The 16,483-nt window shown below is 36.7% G+C and carries 22 protein-coding genes and 1 pseudogene; 3 read left to right on the top strand and 20 right to left on the bottom strand.

Annotation, left to right across the window (positions count from 1 at the left end; genetic code table 11):
- Nucleotides 1–84: 84 nt before the first annotated feature.
- Nucleotides 85–933, bottom strand: coding sequence for a LytTR family transcriptional regulator DNA-binding domain-containing protein (locus ACGHEH_RS20305; RefSeq protein ID WP_390449191.1), 849 nt, complete (start codon nucleotides 931–933; stop codon nucleotides 85–87).
- A 144-nt stretch (nucleotides 934–1,077) separates the two neighbouring features.
- Here ACGHEH_RS20305 and ACGHEH_RS20300 point away from each other — a divergent pair, with 144 nt between their 5' ends.
- Nucleotides 1,078–1,497 carry a DUF2141 domain-containing protein gene (locus ACGHEH_RS20300; protein ID WP_390449189.1) on the top strand — a complete coding sequence of 140 codons (420 nt, stop codon included), beginning with the start codon at nucleotides 1,078–1,080 and terminating at the stop codon, nucleotides 1,495–1,497.
- Nucleotides 1,498–1,508: 11 nt separating this feature from the next.
- Nucleotides 1,509–3,029 carry a carotenoid oxygenase family protein gene (locus ACGHEH_RS20295; RefSeq protein ID WP_390449186.1) on the top strand — a complete coding sequence of 507 codons (1,521 nt, stop codon included), beginning with the start codon at nucleotides 1,509–1,511 and terminating at the stop codon, nucleotides 3,027–3,029.
- 335 nt (nucleotides 3,030–3,364) lie between these two features.
- Here ACGHEH_RS20295 and ACGHEH_RS20290 read toward each other — a convergent pair whose 3' ends face one another.
- From ACGHEH_RS20290 to ACGHEH_RS20200, 19 genes and pseudogenes are all read right to left on the bottom strand, one after another.
- Nucleotides 3,365–3,694, bottom strand: a complete 330-nt coding sequence (locus tag ACGHEH_RS20290; protein ID WP_390449184.1) for a helix-turn-helix transcriptional regulator — start codon at nucleotides 3,692–3,694, stop codon at nucleotides 3,365–3,367.
- A 208-nt stretch (nucleotides 3,695–3,902) separates the two neighbouring features.
- Nucleotides 3,903–4,091, bottom strand: coding sequence for a hypothetical protein (locus tag ACGHEH_RS20285; protein WP_390449182.1), 189 nt, complete (start codon nucleotides 4,089–4,091; stop codon nucleotides 3,903–3,905).
- A 152-nt stretch (nucleotides 4,092–4,243) separates the two neighbouring features.
- Nucleotides 4,244–4,429: a hypothetical protein gene (locus ACGHEH_RS20280; RefSeq protein ID WP_390449179.1), complete on the bottom strand. Its 186-nt coding sequence runs from the start codon at nucleotides 4,427–4,429 to the stop codon at nucleotides 4,244–4,246.
- 137 nt (nucleotides 4,430–4,566) lie between these two features.
- Nucleotides 4,567–4,986, bottom strand: coding sequence for a hypothetical protein (locus ACGHEH_RS20275; protein WP_390449177.1), 420 nt, complete (start codon nucleotides 4,984–4,986; stop codon nucleotides 4,567–4,569).
- A gap of 114 nt (nucleotides 4,987–5,100) precedes the next feature.
- Nucleotides 5,101–5,694 carry a hypothetical protein gene (locus ACGHEH_RS20270; RefSeq protein ID WP_390449174.1) on the bottom strand — a complete coding sequence of 198 codons (594 nt, stop codon included), beginning with the start codon at nucleotides 5,692–5,694 and terminating at the stop codon, nucleotides 5,101–5,103.
- Nucleotides 5,695–5,807: 113 nt separating this feature from the next.
- The gene (locus tag ACGHEH_RS20265; protein WP_390449171.1) at nucleotides 5,808–6,179 is read right to left on the bottom strand and encodes a hypothetical protein; all 372 of its coding nucleotides are present in this window, start codon (nucleotides 6,177–6,179) and stop codon (nucleotides 5,808–5,810) included.
- Nucleotides 6,180–6,313: 134 nt separating this feature from the next.
- A complete protein-coding gene (locus ACGHEH_RS20260; RefSeq protein ID WP_390449169.1) occupies nucleotides 6,314–6,673 on the bottom strand; it encodes a Ypar14, super integron cassette in 360 nt (119 codons plus the stop codon).
- Between the two features lie 118 nt (nucleotides 6,674–6,791).
- Nucleotides 6,792–7,028: a hypothetical protein gene (locus tag ACGHEH_RS20255; protein ID WP_390449167.1), complete on the bottom strand. Its 237-nt coding sequence runs from the start codon at nucleotides 7,026–7,028 to the stop codon at nucleotides 6,792–6,794.
- 992 nt (nucleotides 7,029–8,020) lie between these two features.
- A complete protein-coding gene (locus ACGHEH_RS20250; RefSeq protein ID WP_390449165.1) occupies nucleotides 8,021–8,635 on the bottom strand; it encodes a type II secretion system protein GspG in 615 nt (204 codons plus the stop codon).
- A 588-nt stretch (nucleotides 8,636–9,223) separates the two neighbouring features.
- Entirely contained in the window at nucleotides 9,224–9,619 is a 396-nt protein-coding gene (locus ACGHEH_RS20245; RefSeq protein ID WP_390449162.1) for a hypothetical protein, read from the bottom strand.
- 139 nt (nucleotides 9,620–9,758) lie between these two features.
- Complete coding sequence (locus tag ACGHEH_RS20240) at nucleotides 9,759–9,992, bottom strand: hypothetical protein (protein WP_390449159.1); 234 nt, start codon at nucleotides 9,990–9,992, stop codon at nucleotides 9,759–9,761.
- A gap of 102 nt (nucleotides 9,993–10,094) precedes the next feature.
- The gene (locus ACGHEH_RS20235; protein ID WP_390449157.1) at nucleotides 10,095–10,493 is read right to left on the bottom strand and encodes a hypothetical protein; all 399 of its coding nucleotides are present in this window, start codon (nucleotides 10,491–10,493) and stop codon (nucleotides 10,095–10,097) included.
- 17 nt (nucleotides 10,494–10,510) lie between these two features.
- A complete protein-coding gene (locus tag ACGHEH_RS20230) occupies nucleotides 10,511–11,077 on the bottom strand; it encodes a GNAT family N-acetyltransferase (protein ID WP_390449154.1) in 567 nt (188 codons plus the stop codon).
- Between the two features lie 77 nt (nucleotides 11,078–11,154).
- The gene (locus ACGHEH_RS20225; RefSeq protein WP_390449152.1) at nucleotides 11,155–11,379 is read right to left on the bottom strand and encodes a hypothetical protein; all 225 of its coding nucleotides are present in this window, start codon (nucleotides 11,377–11,379) and stop codon (nucleotides 11,155–11,157) included.
- 299 nt (nucleotides 11,380–11,678) lie between these two features.
- Nucleotides 11,679–12,074, bottom strand: coding sequence for a hypothetical protein (locus ACGHEH_RS20220; protein WP_390449150.1), 396 nt, complete (start codon nucleotides 12,072–12,074; stop codon nucleotides 11,679–11,681).
- A gap of 70 nt (nucleotides 12,075–12,144) precedes the next feature.
- Entirely contained in the window at nucleotides 12,145–12,498 is a 354-nt protein-coding gene (locus tag ACGHEH_RS20215) for a hypothetical protein (protein WP_390449147.1), read from the bottom strand.
- A 128-nt stretch (nucleotides 12,499–12,626) separates the two neighbouring features.
- Complete coding sequence (locus ACGHEH_RS20210) at nucleotides 12,627–12,908, bottom strand: hypothetical protein (protein WP_390449145.1); 282 nt, start codon at nucleotides 12,906–12,908, stop codon at nucleotides 12,627–12,629.
- Nucleotides 12,909–12,963: 55 nt separating this feature from the next.
- Nucleotides 12,964–13,626 (bottom strand): annotated as a pseudogene (locus ACGHEH_RS20205) (IS3 family transposase); the annotation flags it as partial.
- Nucleotides 13,627–13,795: 169 nt separating this feature from the next.
- Nucleotides 13,796–14,116, bottom strand: coding sequence for a transposase (locus ACGHEH_RS20200; protein ID WP_390449142.1), 321 nt, complete (start codon nucleotides 14,114–14,116; stop codon nucleotides 13,796–13,798).
- A 1,159-nt stretch (nucleotides 14,117–15,275) separates the two neighbouring features.
- Between ACGHEH_RS20200 and ACGHEH_RS20195 the strand changes: the two genes are divergently transcribed.
- Entirely contained in the window at nucleotides 15,276–16,175 is a 900-nt protein-coding gene (locus tag ACGHEH_RS20195; RefSeq protein WP_390449139.1) for a hypothetical protein, read from the top strand.
- The last annotated feature ends 308 nt before the right edge of the window (nucleotides 16,176–16,483 follow it).

The raw sequence follows: 16,483 nt of genomic DNA, 5'->3' as shown, positions 1-16,483 counted from the left end.
GCCAAAGTGGAGTCGAGAACGACTCCTAGAGAAAGATATTTACCTCAAACTCTTTCACCCTATTTCAATGCCTCAATCTGCCCTCTATTTAAGACCTAAAGACGCTTTTGCCTCAGCTAAATAAGTTTGAGATACGGGCACCTCAGTGCCATTCTCCATAACCAAAATTAATTTTCGGCCCTCTTTTTTAGTTTCTACGACCGCATCTTTGGCGACCCACCATGAGCGATGTGTTTGAAAACCATCATAATGCTCAACTTTTGCTAGTGCATCCTTGAACCGCATCAATATCATATGCGCGCCTTTTTCGGTTAACACTTTCAAATAGTGGTCATCCATTTGTAAATAAAGTAGTCGCCCTCTCTTTTCAATTGGCAGTTCGTTAATTAGCTCGCTCATTGGCTGACTTTTTATTTCTTCCACTTTTTTAGCTTCATTAGCAAGCAATTCAACATTATGTTTTATCTGCTTATTTTGTTTTAATACAATACTTTTTATAGCGCTAACACCTGCGATCACACCGCCAATAAATAAACAGCTTAAAAAAGACATAGGTATAGACTGCCAATAGTTTTCGAAGCTTTTAAAAAACAAATTAATAATCAGTGGCGCTAATAATGCCATGATTAAACTAGCGACAAAGGTAGATATGATCAGCCTAATTGCTGTCTTATTTAAAGCAGGTGGTAAAGTTTTAAATAGCCAAATTGATAAAACTTGAATGATGGGTGAATAAACCGCATATCCAACAAAACAGATCACAGCCCAAAATGCGCCTGCATATAAAAAACTTAGGTTATGCATCCCAAAAGGCTTTAAAAACGTTAAAAAAAGCACAAAGAAAGCCACTATATAACAATCTGACAGTGTCTCTTTCACGCTAAAAGACTCTCTTAAATACTGATTTTGTTGGTTAATTTCGCGATTCGCCAATTGAACACCCTGTTATTTTTGTTATTTTACGAACTTATCTGCACAGCTTACGAAAGCTTGCTTGAGCACCTGCTCAGCTCACTTTATTGTTATCCCAACAGCCAAATAGGCAACAACTAAACACATGATAAATTAGGAATAACAATGAATATATTAAAACTTTCAGCTCTGACATTATCTTTATTAAGTGTACCTGTATCAGCACAAACTGTGCAATTCGATATTCAAAACATTAAGCATGATGAAGGTAAGGTATATGTGCAATTATTCAAAGGAGAAGAAGACTTTAACAATAACATTCCTTATAACGCGACTATCGTAAAAGCCAGAAAAGGTTCAATGACGGTTTCATTTAGTGACATTGAACCTGGTGATTATGCCATCCGTTACTTTCATGATGAAAACAATAACGGCGCAATGGACACAAACCTTTTTGGCTTACCTGTTGAAGGGTTTGGTTTTTCAAACAACGCCAAAGTGAACTTCGGCCCACCGAGTTTCCAACAAGCTGCTTTTAAAGTTGCACAGAAAACGGTTAAGAATAACTCAACGGTTAACTACTAAGGAGAAAAGTCATGGACCGCAGGCAAGCACTTAAAAATATGTTTGGCTTATCAATGGCAGCAGCAATGACACCGTTACCATCTTTTGCAAACTTAGGTCATTTAGAAGCTGATCCGCTTAAGCAAAATGCACTACTTTTTAACAAAGCACTTAAAACCGAACCAAACCTAAAAGGCTTAGTGGGTTTAAAGCAAAACATTGCCCCACAAACGCTTATGCTAGAAGGTAAATTGCCTGCAGATTTCAGAGGCACATTTTATAGAAATGGTCCTGCGATACATCAAAGACAAGATCAGCGTTACCTTCACCTTTTTGAAGGTGATGGCATGATCCAGCAATTCTCATTTACAGATCAAGGTGTTCGTCATCAAGCCAAATTTGTAAACACGAATAAATTTGTACAAGAACAAAAAGCCGATAAATTTTTATTTTCTGGTCCTGATAGCAAGCTTACTGACAGTCTATCTGTGACTGGGCCTGATTCAGTTAACACGGCTAACACCAATATTTTACCGGTAAATGGTGAGCTATGGGCTTTATGGGAAGAAGGCTCCGCCACTGCAATTGAAGCTGATACTCTTGAGACCAAAGGACTGGTCGACCTAGGGCAAAACACCAAATACGGTAATAGCTTAAAAGGTTTACCTTTTTCTGCTCACCCAAAAGTAGACCCTGATGGCACTATTTGGAATTTTGGAAGCACAGCAACCGGCGACATTGTGCTATATCACATAAATAACCGTGGCATCACACAAAACGTTAAGATACTTAAAACAGGCTACCGCGGCCACATGCTGCATGACTTTTTAGTAACACACAAACACTTACTCATTATTTTGCCTTCACTTGTTAAAGACAAAAGCAAAGACATGTTGTTTGGTGCCATTGGGTTTGATAAAAGAATCCCAATGCGAGTATTAGTTGTTGATAAGCAATCTTTAACATTACAAAGAGAGTACCAACTTGACCCTGGCTTCGCCTTTCATTTTGGAAATGCGTGGGAAGATCAGCAAGGGACAATTCGTTTCGATGCCAGCCTATACCCAAACCTTGATAGCTTGCATTACATGAGAGACATTATGCATGGTAAAATAAATCACCCAGAGCCTGCAAAAACAACATTTTTTACCTTATACAAAAATGGTCACATTACTCAGAGTGAAATTGAAGGGATCAGTGAATTTCCTCGCGTCTACGAACACTTAACAGGCCTAAAAAATGAGCTACTCGTTACCCTTTCTTCAGTGAAAAGTGATGTATGGAGCGATGCAGTACGCGTTATCAACACGAATACGGGTAAACAAGATACCTTTGTGTTTGGCACTGATTTCTTGGTAGAAGAACATGTCATTGTTGATAATACCCAAAAAGAGGGCAACGGCTATCTAATTGGGACTGCACTGCATTTACCTTCAAATCGCACATGCATAAACATTTTCAAAGCCAATAGAGTGAGTGATGGCCCTATTTGTAGAGCTTGGTTACCAGGTGTCATTCCACTTGGATTTCACGGTAATTTTGTCGCCGCATAGTGTAGAACTAGGTAATAAAAAGCAGTTGGCTTAATTTGCACATTTACAGCCAACTGCCTGACCAATTTAACAAATATTAAAAAACTACCTAAAATTCTTAAACGCTTTAAAAGGTCCGATTGAAAGTTCGATACCCATTATCAGGGTAACAAAGAAGCTTAAAGCACTAAAATTATCACCGTTGAATTCACTCAATAAATAGCCAGAACAAAGAAAGAAATCGGACCAAATGCAACGTCTTTTGCTTCAGCATATTTATGGTTATTTCTTTTATCTACTCAACAAAAATCACTTACACTCTTTGGGCAAGCGCTATTAAACGGTTTTCGTATACGTTAAATCGTTAAAATAAAAGCTATGATAAATGCAATGCTAAATGAGATCAGAGTTGTCTTTTTGTCCATGCTCGATATTTTGTACTTTAATAAGCCTGTAAAAGAACGGCCAGCTTCTTCTCGGTGCTCTTCAAAAGCAGAAATATCAGCTACTTGAATGCCGAAAGTAGCACAAATTGATTTAACTGATTCTAATGAAGCTATACCTGATTTTTCAATTCGTTGTATTGTTCTTAAACTGATACCGCTTACTTCAGCAAGATGAGACTGGCTCCAAGCTTTTGACTCTCTAAGTTGTTTAAGTTTTGCTTTATCTAATTTCATTTCCATTACTGCTTCCTCCGATGTAAAAGTTCACACTATTATCAAGAGAAATCCTGTTTTTGCATACGTCATCGATATGACAACCCAGCGTCAGTATTGCGCCATAAGTGTGAAACGCTTGTAACCTGACGAAAAGTAACAGGCTAAAATTAGCAGCTAAGGAGCACAAGCCTGCTGTTTTGCGCTTTGGTTTTGGCACTTGTTATCTAGCGCCTTAACTCGTATACCTTTTTACATATATATGCAGATTTTTGATTGCAAAAATAAAACTACCAATTATCACTGTACCGAAAAACCAAGAGAAGTCATATTCTTCGAGGTTTGCTGACTTAGCCATTTCATAGCCTAAAAACCATGCTCCAGCAAAGATAAATACTATCGCGAATTGTAATTCCTTTTTCATAAAACCTTCTATTTCTATAATTACGTCAGAGTCTAAAATCAACAATTTCTTCAAAACCTCGTAGAATTACTACAAAAGGCACAAAATAGCAAGCTAAAATTGACGATAAAGAACCACAGCCTGCTGTTTATGTCCTTTGCTTGACAGCTTTGTTATATGCTTTTGCCACTCCATTTGCCAGAAATAATCATGACATAAACACCAACGGTAATTGCGCCAAGCATTAAACCTATAAGAGTTGATGAACTACCAATAAATATAGACATTCCCAGCGAAGCCCCAAAACATAGAGTTGCAGCAATCAACTGTACTCGGTTCAGTTTATTATTGATTTTCATTTTGGACTCCCCATCCTTATAGTTACTGTTAATAGCTACATACATCAGGCCGCAAAAAACGGCTACTAATAGTTGGCTAAAATTTTTGAAATATGAATAAAAACCACTATTTTTTCTGCACTTTTAAATTTACATTGTTATAAGGTTCTATTGCAATCTGACTTTCGTAAACTTAATAGACCCATCGATTTTTTTGGTTCTATACTAACAAGATTTGCTTCAATTTTTGTGTACTTCTCAAATTGGCTTAATATTACTCTATTAGTACAGATATACTCTTTCACCTTTGTTTTATAATAACCTTTTCTCGACTCAAATTGTTCTTCATCGGTTGGCATATTAGAAAACTTTATATTTAAAACTATAAAATAAGAGCCCCGAAATAACTCCGTTAAGACTGAGCGTTCAGGCTCTTCTGAGGTTAAACCTGTTATATGGTTTTTCACAATTTCTTCTGTACTCTCGGATTCTATGCTGCTATAGACAACAGCCACAATAATGCCTATTGCAATCATTGACGCTCTGATAAGAAATTGCTTATCCGAATCTAACTTCATACTAATATCTTTCAAACCATTGGTGTTACCCACTAAAAAATAGCAGGCTAAAATTATCGACGAAGGAGCGCAAGCTTGCTGTTTCGCGTACAATGTTTAATTTAACTGCTAGCATTAATTTACCCCAAGTAGTTCAAGCGCGTTGTTAACTTTACTTATACTGCCATTAGTAATGCACATTTTTTGAAGCTCGTAAACTAGGTTAACCAATCTTCCCATGTGTGTATTTTTATCCGGATTCCAAGTTTTCCCAGCCATATTCGACGTAGAAAAATGATAAGTAGTACCATCCATTCCTTGGGGTAGGCCCGATGCGTATCTAGTTTTTAATAACTCTGTTGCCCAAACCTTTTCTAACTGAAGTGCTAATTGATTCGAAATGGAAATATTACACTTTTCAATAGGGTGGGCTGGTACATTGTTGCGATACGTTTTCCAGTAATGAGATTCTGCGTTTAAAAATACGAGCGAATATCTTTTATCTACCTTTTTTAAAAATAAGACTGATTCTGGGTGAAAGGAATGAATCGAGATTACTTTAAAAATCACATCGCTCGAATCCGATTCTTTAAAAGCTCGTGCAACATATAAATGATAATCACGTTCTATTTGAATGTTTGAATATATTGATGGCTCAGGTACTAAGTGTTCTTGAGCCTGAGAAACTGCAAAAATCAAAGTCAGTAATAATACAGTTAATATTTTCAAAAAAAGCATCCCTGTAATTTTAACGCCTCGCTTAACGGCTCAAGATAGCAAACTAAAATTGCCGGCTTAGGAGCGCAAGCCTGCCATTTGGTGTCCTTGCTTTTACAACTTTGTTAGGAGCCGTAAGCTTTTAGTACTTCAATTAAATATGGCTTTGTATACTTTTCTATTGGGCATGTATCGCCTGAATCTCCCGAATGATGATACTCACCCGCATCAAATGCATCATAAATATCAATTGCGGGACTTGGAATATAATTACCGCTAAAATTCATAAATATATCGTCTGTCATAAAACCAAAAATATAATTCATCGTTCCATCAGCTAACTCAAACTCTATCTCATTTTTCATATAAAGTTTTGCAACATCCAATGAAAATGAATTTACTAAACCAATCAGGTCACCTTGTTTGCTAAGACAGGCAAAGTCTTCAAATGAAATAGTATATTCAACTGTTTGTTTAATTAGCTCAAGAGTTTTCAATTTCTCAAAGGCCCCTTACGCCTCACTTTACCGGCGCAAAATTACAGGCTAAAACTAGCGACAAAGGAGCGTAAGCCTGCTGTTTTGCATCCATTGGCTTAAGCGTTTTTATATGCACCTATGCAACATTGACACTAGCCATACAATGAAATATTTATACTTGGATTAACTGAAACCCTTACCCCAAATGGAATTCTTGATTCTCCATCATATCTATTACCAAAGCATTTTGATGGTGCAAATTGAAGATATTCACCTGTGCTGTCTTTTTTTCGTAAAACACCGTTGCAATCAATAAGCTTCATATTAAAAACGCTTAAATTATTTGACGTGTTAATTAGCTCAAAAAGAACATTGCCATCATATTGGTAAATTGTAATTACTAATTTAAGTTCATCTTTTTCAACACAATATTGATGCCAAACACTGTAAGTATCTTCCTTTGGAATTACTTCTAATACCGTTAATACATCTGTCTCATACCAAACTAACACTCTTGCCCCTTGTGCATATAACACCGTTGTAACCGGCTAATAATTGTTGGCTAGAATTGATGAGGCACTAACAAAGCCAAGCTTTGTTAGCTCATACATTGATGCGTTTGTTCGCAGTTTACTCTTGGCTGCTTTGTGCCTCAATAACTTTAAACCCAAGCTTTTCTGCATTATTAGAAACAAAATTAAAGCAAGCTACAAAAATAATAAAGCCTAAAACAAAAATAAATAAATGCTTTATTTGACCACCTTCAAGTCTAATTAGTTTACCAGTAAAAATACAAAGGCTTCTAAGGGTTACAATAAACAGCGTAAGCATGAATATGAAAAATAAAATTTTAAAGGCTATGATCATAATAATTACCGAGTCTACTAACGCTTTACTTTTGGGCGCGCGTAACGCGTCCTAAAAAGCAAATTGTTAAATTTAACTTCTTGTTGAACCGAGGAAAAACAAACCTGAAAACAATGAACATGATTTTAGTTTTCCGATGAAGGCTTGTTCTTTAAAACTGTGAAATCACTCTAGTGAAGAAGTATCAATACCAACACCATTTGTTATGAAAGTCACTTCAGTTCTGTGATATGTTGATACATAATTTGCTTCAATAATACTTAAGATTAGATACAACACTAAAAATGCACAAAATGCAGCTACTGTAGATAAAGTAAGTAATTTAATTCTCTAATTTCAAATACTCACTCAAAACCCTCCATGTCAAACGTAACACCTTAATAAGCGATGAAAAATAGTAAGTTAAAATAAGAGAAGAAAGAGTGCAAGTCTATTGTTTTGGCCCTCGCGTTAACTTTTGATTTTGCCTTAAACAGATTGAACCAAAGAAGTAATAAGCATAAAAGTAAAAGCACCCAGAAACAAAACAACAAATCTCCGATAAAAAGTAAAATGCAACATTTACTGTTATGACTTACATGTAACAATAAAAGTCAGCTTTTGACTAATAACACTGCCACCACCTGGTGCTGTTATAAAAACAAAACCAAGATAGAGACAATATTTAGAATACTATATGGTGGCTCTAAATAATTTGAAGAGCTTTCAATATTTGACTGTCACTCTCCTTTGGCAGAACCATTTTCACACTCTTTTTGCTTTGAAATGAGCAAAGATTAAATGGCATTAAGCCTATCAATTATCTATGCCATCTAAAGCCTCTTTTAACTCTTACTCAGAGTGTTTTCCTAAACCTGGTTCAGAATTCATGGGCAATACAACGTCGATTTAAAAGGCAGAAAATAGCTGGCTGAAATTTGCGACGAAGGAGGGCAAGCCAGCTGTTGTTTGTCTTTTTTATGGCCTTGTTAAACATTATTACGACACTTAAGTTAGAAAAGGCTTGGTAAAATTGTTAGTAATAATGTAACTAATATAAAATAACAGAGTATGCCAAAGTGGTATCCAAATAAGGATTTTTTAACACTGCCCTCTTTTTTGTAAGCTAAATACACACCAAGAATATATGGAGGAATACCCACACCAAAGCCAAATATTATCAGTAGAAAAACGGGGGAGAAAGTTTTGTTATCATTTATTTGACCACAATCAAGAGCGTCCCAGTTTCCACACCCTTTATATTCTCCTTTACCATCTGGTAATCCATCCATTCCATTTGTCCAAATATCAAAGCTATCAGGATTTCGTATTCCCGGTGAAAGATATAAATAGTCACGCCCCCAAGGATCTTGGGGGAGTGTAGAGATAATCTTTTCTTTTTTACAAGGACAACTTTTACTAACAAGTATTTCTTGAACTAGTACATCCAACCCTTGCTCATTAGTTGGAAAATAGCCAAATTCATTATGATAGAACTCAACAGCTTTAGACAAAGCTACAATATCAATATGAGCTTTTTCTTCTTCCGATAACTCTTTACTCGAGCTATTTACAAAACTCGAAGCAAAAATGGCAATTAAAAATATTAGAACTTTAATGTTTTGCACCAAAACCAACTCACAGCTTAACGCTCGGTAAAGCCGAGCTCAATACGGAACTTACCTTGTGTTAAATTGGGAGCGCAGCGAATCAACGCAAGGCAACTAGAGTGTTGGGCCTCGCGTTGAGGCAGGTGGTTATGTACTTTCATAGACCTCAATGAACTTTTTAACAATGTATTCATCAAGCTCTGATGAGGCTCCCTAGCGTTTGCGAAACTATAGCTCAGCATCGACCAATATATCACTTGCCTCCAAAAGAGTAGATTCACAACAAAGATAAAGGAAAACCAAATATCTTTCTATTGCTACCACCATACTTTTTCGAAATCACAGAGATAAATTAACAGCTTCTTAGGGGCATCTATGGATTGAACAATATTAAAATACTCTTCAATATCGATTTTGCCCTGAGTTGATGAATACTACCCCACCTTGCCTATCACTGTGATCGATCAGAGGTGAGGCATATGCTAAACACCCATCTTTATCGTTTATAAGCATTCTTGTAAGGTAATCTCATAATGGAGAGTCTTCTTTGCCAAATTTACGACGAAGGAGCACAAGCCAAAGGTTTTAATCCTTTTGAATAACTTATTAGCTAGCAGAAAACACATATTTGCGGCCTAAATAAATAAAATGTGCGGCTACAACTACAGGTATTAAAAGCCAAATAAGCTCTTTATTTATACCTGACATAAACACAACCCCCAAAATTGAGCTAAATCCGCAGATTATAAATAAACGTAATTTAATAAAAGATAAAAAATATCTGTTAGGCTCTAGTTCATACATTAGAACAGAGATAAATGCTAGCATACCTAGAAATCCACCAACCTCTATCAGTAGTATAATCACTGCGCCATAATAACCATCTAAAATACCCATGATTGAAATTGGAATAGTGATCAAGCCAAGCCCTAACAATAAGGCTAGAGGGCCAAACCCAATGATGGCTTCAACAATGATTAAGAATTTATATAACGGTCTCATATGCTAGCTAACGCTTGTCCTTATCAGCACAAAATAGCAGACTAAAATTGGCGACTAAGGAACGCAAGCTTGCTGTTTTGTGTCCATTGTTTAATTAACTTGTTAGGTATTATTTAGCAAAGCATATTTTTTAAGTTTATTAATTGCATATATTTTTAAGCAGTGAAGGCGCTTTACCAGTTACACCAATTACAATTAACCAGATAGCAAAAGCTAATGAACTAATGGTAGTTAGCCAAGTACCTAAGCTAGAGCCTCCACCACCAATTAACTCGGCAAATGATAGTAAAACTAACAACCAAGCAGGAATACTAGCTATAACAGCAAGTATTCGAAAAAACGGTCTAACTTTATCATTTTTTAATAAATGCAACTTTTAATACCTAATGCCTTAATAAACGTTGAAAAATAACAGGCTAAAATTTATAAAGAAGGAGCGCATACCTGCTGATATTCGCCCTTATTTAAGCGTTTGTTAGGGGACGACTTCTTGTAGCTCTTTACCACATTGATAACTTTTTGAATCAGATGCTAATGAAAGCATCTTCTTGTTAAATTTAGTACTGTAATCGAGTGCTTGCAGTTCAAGTGCTTTATGATTATTACAAAACTCAGAGTCTGCGCCAACCCAAAGAACTTTCCAATGGGTATCCAAAACCAGACATTTTGATATTTGAATTTTTTCAAAGCCAGGACGGCTAGGGCCAAAACCATTCGCAACAGCAAAAAAATGGACCCTATTTTGTTTGAACTCTTCTAACGCATGCTGTTCTGCTAATTTTGGATCGTAGTGCTTCATTTTTACTTCAAAATCACAATTTGCAGATGCGAAAAAAGAAACTAAGAATAAAATGACTGCGTTAAAAAGTTTCACTAAGTTTCCCCAACGCCCTATAAATAGTAGGCTAAATTTAGCGTGGCACGAGCAAAAGCCTGCTGTTTTGCACCCGCCCTTGCGCGGTTGTTAAGCATTTGTAATGACAAACTCGTGGAAGCCTTCTGTTTCAGGGGCTCTACTTTATCAACAAGCGCCACATTTAATTTCGTAAACAAGTTACTCCAAAACTTCAACGCCAAGCTATCGTTAAAATAGACAGCTACATGCCATTGATTAATTTCAACTTGCATCAAATGTTGAACAACAAATTTAGCAATGCCCTGCTTTCGATATTTAGGAAGAACAAATATATCGGCTAATTCAGGCATTTCCTTGCCCATAATCTCAGTTGGCTCAACGGTAGCAAAGCCAGCAACCTGACTGGCAACAAAAACAAGGTAAGCGTCGCATTCTTCTTCACCGCGAATTATAGAAGCAAGATATTCTTCATCAATGTCAAAACGTCCGTCTGAACCCACATCCTCTAGGTCAAATGCACTCTTGTGATATTGGTAAAACTGCCACAACATGATAAATGTAGCACTATCGGCAATTTCAGCTTTCCGTATTGTAATTTTCATTTGATATGTCTAACGGCAAAAAATAGTTGGCTATAATTTGTAACGCAAGGACAAAGCCAACTATTTTTGCACGCGCTTTAATTTTCTTTTTTTCTGGCGTTAATAATATCGATGTCTTTTACTCCATCCAATTTTCCAAACAACCCACTAGCTCTACTAGCTTTATAAATTGCATAAACAGCTACGTTTTGATTATTTAGGTATTGCATAGATTTTTTAAAGTCAGCGGCAGGTAGAACAACTTCTATCGCCTCGTCTTTTCTATATTCATTCATTGCCGCAACAGAGTGAAATAATAACACTTCCTTTCTTTGAGGAAATTCATAAAACTTAATCCAGCCACGTATAGTTACTTTTTGGTTGTCGAATAAAGCCTGTTCAGCTGATAGATTAAAAAAAATTTACAACGGTTTCTTCTGTATCCTTATTTGCCAAGGAGCTTACTGACAACAACGCTATCAAAAGGATGAATAATACTCTCAAGCGACCCTGCTAGGAGTTCAACGCCTTGCTTAACCAGCGTAAAAAGCAGGCTAAAATTATCGAATAAGTGCGACTAAGGAGTAAAATCAATCTATTTTTATCCTTTTCAAACAGATTATTAGGTCCGCTTTGAAGATAACTGGTAGCTACGACTTTTACCTTCTATGCCTTTTGGACACAAATAGTCTATGAATATGACAAGCTTGTAATTAGTATTGTGTCTTATATAGCCAATGATTTCTGAGGGACTATTTGGATCTAGTGTGGCTACATTTAAAGATAACTCTTTATTGTTGTGAGATACTAATGCACTACCTGCTCTTGAAGGGCTGCATCCATTAATTGTTTTAGGCCCCTTCAGCTCTAAATGGCTTGCTTGAGCATCAGAATACTCTTTAACCTTAAACCCGTACTTTTTTGCATTGTTATGATCGATAACAAATGGCTCAATAGGTGACTCTGCAAATGCTTTAGTACAAATAAGAATTAAAAATATAAAACAAATTTTCGACATATCGATTGAGTACCTAACGCTTTAATAATAGTAAGAAAATTATAGGCAACACTACCACTCTACGGCAAGCCTATGGTTTTATGTCATTATTGTTCGACTTGTTAGCTAATGATAGCTCCAATGCGTGTTTAAACCCACAGCTTATTTCTACTGACTTAGATTGAGAGATAGAAACAATATCAATTTCACCTACGTATAGACCAATGACTTCTCCGTTTTGATTAACTTTTTCAGATGAGCAATGATAAGCAATATAATACTTTTGCTCCTCTTTAAACACGGCGCTTATAGATACCGAATAAATGATATTGTTAATCACAACTTTTCGAGGTGTATTTGCTTTAGATATCGTTTTTGAACTTTCTAACCAGCTAACTTTTATCTGATGTTCAAGTTGAACTCCAACTACCGATAAAGAAAGCATAGGTATTACTGCAAATATAACTATTCTCATCATATTTCATTAAGTTAACTAACGCTCGATTAGCTGGTTAAAATAGAGGGATAAAATTGAGCAAACCGAAGAGCCCGCCGTTTTTTATCCCTACTTAATTACTTATTAGAGTTACATTTACCAAATAATTTATGAAAAGCAAACCAAGCCAAAACAATTAATATTAGAATTACCAACAGCAAAGTTGCAGCCATAAGCTCTGTTTGATATTGAAATGGAGAAGCAAAACCACTGAACTCAGTTTGGGCAAAAGAACAAGAACCTGTACCTTGTCTATTTTGAGTTAATGTGCCACCACATAAGGTAACAGTAAATGAATTTACTACGGCTAATATGATTATTATGGATGAAATAAAAACTCTTTTAGCTTTGCCTTTCACTCTGAACCTTTGGTAACTTGGTGTTACCCACTAAAAGTAGACACCCTAATTATGCTTACCTGCTTTCATATTCCATTGGGCTTAAATACCCTAATGCTGAATGCAGTCGTACGCGGTTATAAAACACTTCTATATATTCAAATATACTCGCTTTAACTTCCTCAAGCGACTGATATTTTTCGTAAAATACTAACCCCACCTTTAACCTCGAATAGAATGATTCCATCACCGCATTGTCCCAGCAATTGCTTCTCATACTCATACTCGCTTTAGCGCCTATTTTACTTATTAAACCTTGGTGCTTTAACGCTCTATATTGGACACCTCTATCCGAATGTATTATCAAACCAGCGCTAACTTCTCTGCGCTCTATTGCCATTTTCAATGCATTCATTATCAGTGATTCTGTCATTTGCGTATCAACTGACCAGCCAACTATTGCACGAGAAAATAGGTCCATCACTGTGGCAAGGTAGAGCCACTGCCCTTTACACCTTATATAGGTGATATCTGTCACCCACTTCTCGTTTGGAGATGCCGCAACAAATTGCCTGTTTAAGACATTTTCAGCCACATTTAGTGTCGCGTGGCTAAACCTTGAGTAGCGAAAGTTACGCCCATTCTTTGCTCGTAAACCTCTTTCACTCAGCACCTTAGCAACTTTGTTCAAACTACATTTAATCGCGTTTTGTTTTAGTGCTATCGTCAACCTAGGTGCACCATAGCGCGCCTCAAAACGTTAAAAATATTCAACAATATGAGACTCAAGATACCGTCTTCTCTCCTCTTTACTGCTAGGCGCTCGATTTAAAAATCAATAATAGCCAGAGCGTGATACGCACAATGCCTTACACATTATGGTTATGCGATAAATTTCTTTGAATTGTTTAATTAAGGCGTACTTTACTCTTGGTTTTTCGCAAAGTATGCGGCAGCCTTTTTAGAAACTCATTCTCTTCTTTTAAGTCAGCTAGTTCCTGCTTCAGTCGCTTCATCTCTGCTGAATCAGTCGTTTTAAACTGGACGCCATTAATCGAGCTAAATTGCTTATCTGTCAAACGATTAAACTGTCTTCGCCAGTTATAAATTTGCTGGGCTGATATTCCGAGTTTTTCTGCAACCGAAGCATTCGTATTGCCTTTTTGATCTGCTCTACGTACAGCTTCTCTTCGGAACTCTTCTGTGTAGGATTGCTTTTTTTGGCTCATAAATCACCTCTATCTAACTATAGATGGTGTCTACTTTATTTGGGTAAGTCCTAAATATAACGCCGTTGTAACCGGCTAATAATAGTTGGCTATAATTTGTGCGGCACGAACAGAGCCAACTATTATTTGTCCGCGTTGACGACTTTGTTATGTAAAAATTAGTTAAAGCTTTTTAGTGCCTTAAAAGAGCCTATCGAAAGGGCAACTCCCATCACGCAAGAAATTATGAAACTAATAAGACTAAAGTTTTCAGTGTTAAATTCGCTCAAGAAGTACCCAGAACCTATAAGAAATATTGCACTAGCTCCCCAAAGTGTTCCAGCAATAAAACCTCTATCAAATGAAACTTTTCTCATATTTAAAATTTTCCTTTTTACATAACGCCGTTGTAACCGGCAAAAAATTGTTGGCTAAATGTGAACCGAAGCGTAACAGCCAACAGTTTTTTGTCCGCGTTGACGACCTTGTTATGCGTTGACACACCACTTTCAAAGCACTTGCGCCTGCACCATTAAGCCAAACTTAAAATTGAATAACCCTCACCAAACTCAAAATTGCAAAGAAGCACTCTACTGGTGAATGACCTTTCTAGTCACAGCTTAAATTGAAAAACGAAAAGCCAAGACCAACTTAAAACTTGATGACGCCACTGTACCTAAAAGCTGGTTTGAAGAAAAGACTTGAAGCAAAAACCATTTTAAAGACAGCGATTTAAAGTGACGCATAACGCCCTGTTAAGGTGTGAGCAGCGCCACCACCTGACCTAAATCATTGTGCCGTAAACACTAAATTCAAAGCAAACTAAAAATGCAGAGCGTTGCGAATCTGACTTAAACGTCTTGTTATTACGCATTACCTGAACTTACGCGTTTTACCTGAACTTAGTTGAAGACGCACGATTAATTCAATGACATTGCTCAGAGTATATTCGCAATTATAATTTTGTTTATACTGTGGGGCTATACCCTAAAAAAACATAGCGACACGATACTAAACACGACGACCTGATTGATAAAATCCTAATTTTGAACGAGTTCCCCCCGTAAATGGCCGAGATTTGTACGTATATATCGAGTTAGATTGAGCGTTGTTGTTCTACAGACTCTTCAGGGAGCATCGTAGGCTTGTTTTCTTATTCTATTGACTCAAAGAGGGTATCATGTGTAATTCAAACAAAAGTTCGGGCAGCGCTAAAAGTGACAGGTCCATTAGCTTTAGAGATATGTGTGAACGATATAAAACCTTTAAAAAGGACAATCAACTAAACGAAATTCACACAGGTCTGTTTCTAGGTGCTATGTTCGGCTTAACTTTTGCTACAAAGAAAAATTGGTTTGGCTCAGCGATTATGAAGTATCCTGCACAAAGAGCCTGTCAGCAAAGACAATTAGCGAACCAAAAACTTTTGTTTGAACTAAAAATGGCGCAAAACAAAGGAGACTATCTTATAGCGGAAGATGCTCTACTTAAATACAATCGCTTGAACTGGTCGAGTTTCGCCAAAGATATAACCAATCCAAACCCAATGCAGGTGCCGAAAACCATTCTATCTTCAGAAGAATACATGCAATCTTTTAAGTTCTGGTATTGTCTTGCAACTATATCTGACAAAGAATTAAATTTCATGATGGAGAATGCAGGGGTCAGGGATTCGCAAAAGTCAGTAGAATACGTTATATCCTTACGAACAAAGATCTATAAAGAGCTTGCGAAGGGTCTCCTAGCCAACCAAGCTGCGCTGGCTGTTTACAACCCGTTAAACCCCACCGTAACAACTTTGACCATCCCATGGACATTATATGCCTTATCAAATGAACTTTTTGCTAACACCCAGTGGATAACAGACCACTTGTATCATGGAGAAAGTGAAACGGCGAATAATGTTCGTGAATCAATTGATATACATTGTCGAACTCACTATGAATACAGTAAGTTTTTTGGCTTTGCTTGCCTGTTTGGGTTTAGCACTATAGGGCTAATGCGTTACATTTCTACTAGCAGCAATAAGAATGAAGAAACTGACGTCCATGAGACCAAGGTTGTGGAGATAGTGAACTAATATGCCCTCTATTATTGCTACAATAAAGTACTTGGCATACAGACTTTACTTTTATTTATTCGGGGGGTAACGACCATGTGTCTCTAAGGAAAAAATTTCAATACTTATCGTAAACTCGGCTTTCTCGCCTATAATTTAACTTTGGTGTCTATGTAATTAGGGCGCCTTGTTATTACGCGACACCTTAACTAACACGGCTTTTCGGCTACCTAGCTGAAAATGCATGATTAACATAATGGTTATCGTGTTAGCAAAAACGACCTTTGAAACTGCTTGCTGCTGATAAAGGTAATTTAAAGCAAAGCGCA

It is taken from the genome of Pseudoalteromonas sp. MTN2-4 (assembly GCF_042848605.1).
Taxonomy (GTDB): Bacteria; Pseudomonadota; Gammaproteobacteria; order Enterobacterales; family Alteromonadaceae; genus Pseudoalteromonas.
Note: the sequence above shows the minus strand (reverse complement) of the source record. Positions and strands in the feature narration are given on the sequence as shown.

Excerpts from the sequence above, each read along its gene's own strand:
- ACGHEH_RS20300 (WP_390449189.1), top strand. The coding sequence starts at position 1,078 with ATGAATATATTAAAACTTTCAGCTCTGACATTATCTTTATTAAGTGTA.
- ACGHEH_RS20295 (WP_390449186.1), top strand. The coding sequence starts at position 1,509 with ATGGACCGCAGGCAAGCACTTAAAAATATGTTTGGCTTATCAATGGCA.
- ACGHEH_RS20290 (WP_390449184.1), bottom strand. The coding sequence starts at position 3,694 with ATGGAAATGAAATTAGATAAAGCAAAACTTAAACAACTTAGAGAGTCA.
- ACGHEH_RS20285 (WP_390449182.1), bottom strand. The coding sequence starts at position 4,091 with ATGAAAAAGGAATTACAATTCGCGATAGTATTTATCTTTGCTGGAGCA.
- ACGHEH_RS20280 (WP_390449179.1), bottom strand. The coding sequence starts at position 4,429 with ATGAAAATCAATAATAAACTGAACCGAGTACAGTTGATTGCTGCAACT.
- ACGHEH_RS20275 (WP_390449177.1), bottom strand. The coding sequence starts at position 4,986 with ATGAAGTTAGATTCGGATAAGCAATTTCTTATCAGAGCGTCAATGATT.
- ACGHEH_RS20255 (WP_390449167.1), bottom strand. The coding sequence starts at position 7,028 with ATGATCATAGCCTTTAAAATTTTATTTTTCATATTCATGCTTACGCTG.
- ACGHEH_RS20245 (WP_390449162.1), bottom strand. The coding sequence starts at position 9,619 with ATGAGACCGTTATATAAATTCTTAATCATTGTTGAAGCCATCATTGGG.
- ACGHEH_RS20230 (WP_390449154.1), bottom strand. The coding sequence starts at position 11,077 with ATGAAAATTACAATACGGAAAGCTGAAATTGCCGATAGTGCTACATTT.
- ACGHEH_RS20220 (WP_390449150.1), bottom strand. The coding sequence starts at position 12,074 with ATGTCGAAAATTTGTTTTATATTTTTAATTCTTATTTGTACTAAAGCA.
- ACGHEH_RS20215 (WP_390449147.1), bottom strand. The coding sequence starts at position 12,498 with ATGCTTTCTTTATCGGTAGTTGGAGTTCAACTTGAACATCAGATAAAA.
- ACGHEH_RS20200 (WP_390449142.1), bottom strand. The coding sequence starts at position 14,116 with ATGAGCCAAAAAAAGCAATCCTACACAGAAGAGTTCCGAAGAGAAGCT.
- ACGHEH_RS20195 (WP_390449139.1), top strand. The coding sequence starts at position 15,276 with ATGTGTAATTCAAACAAAAGTTCGGGCAGCGCTAAAAGTGACAGGTCC.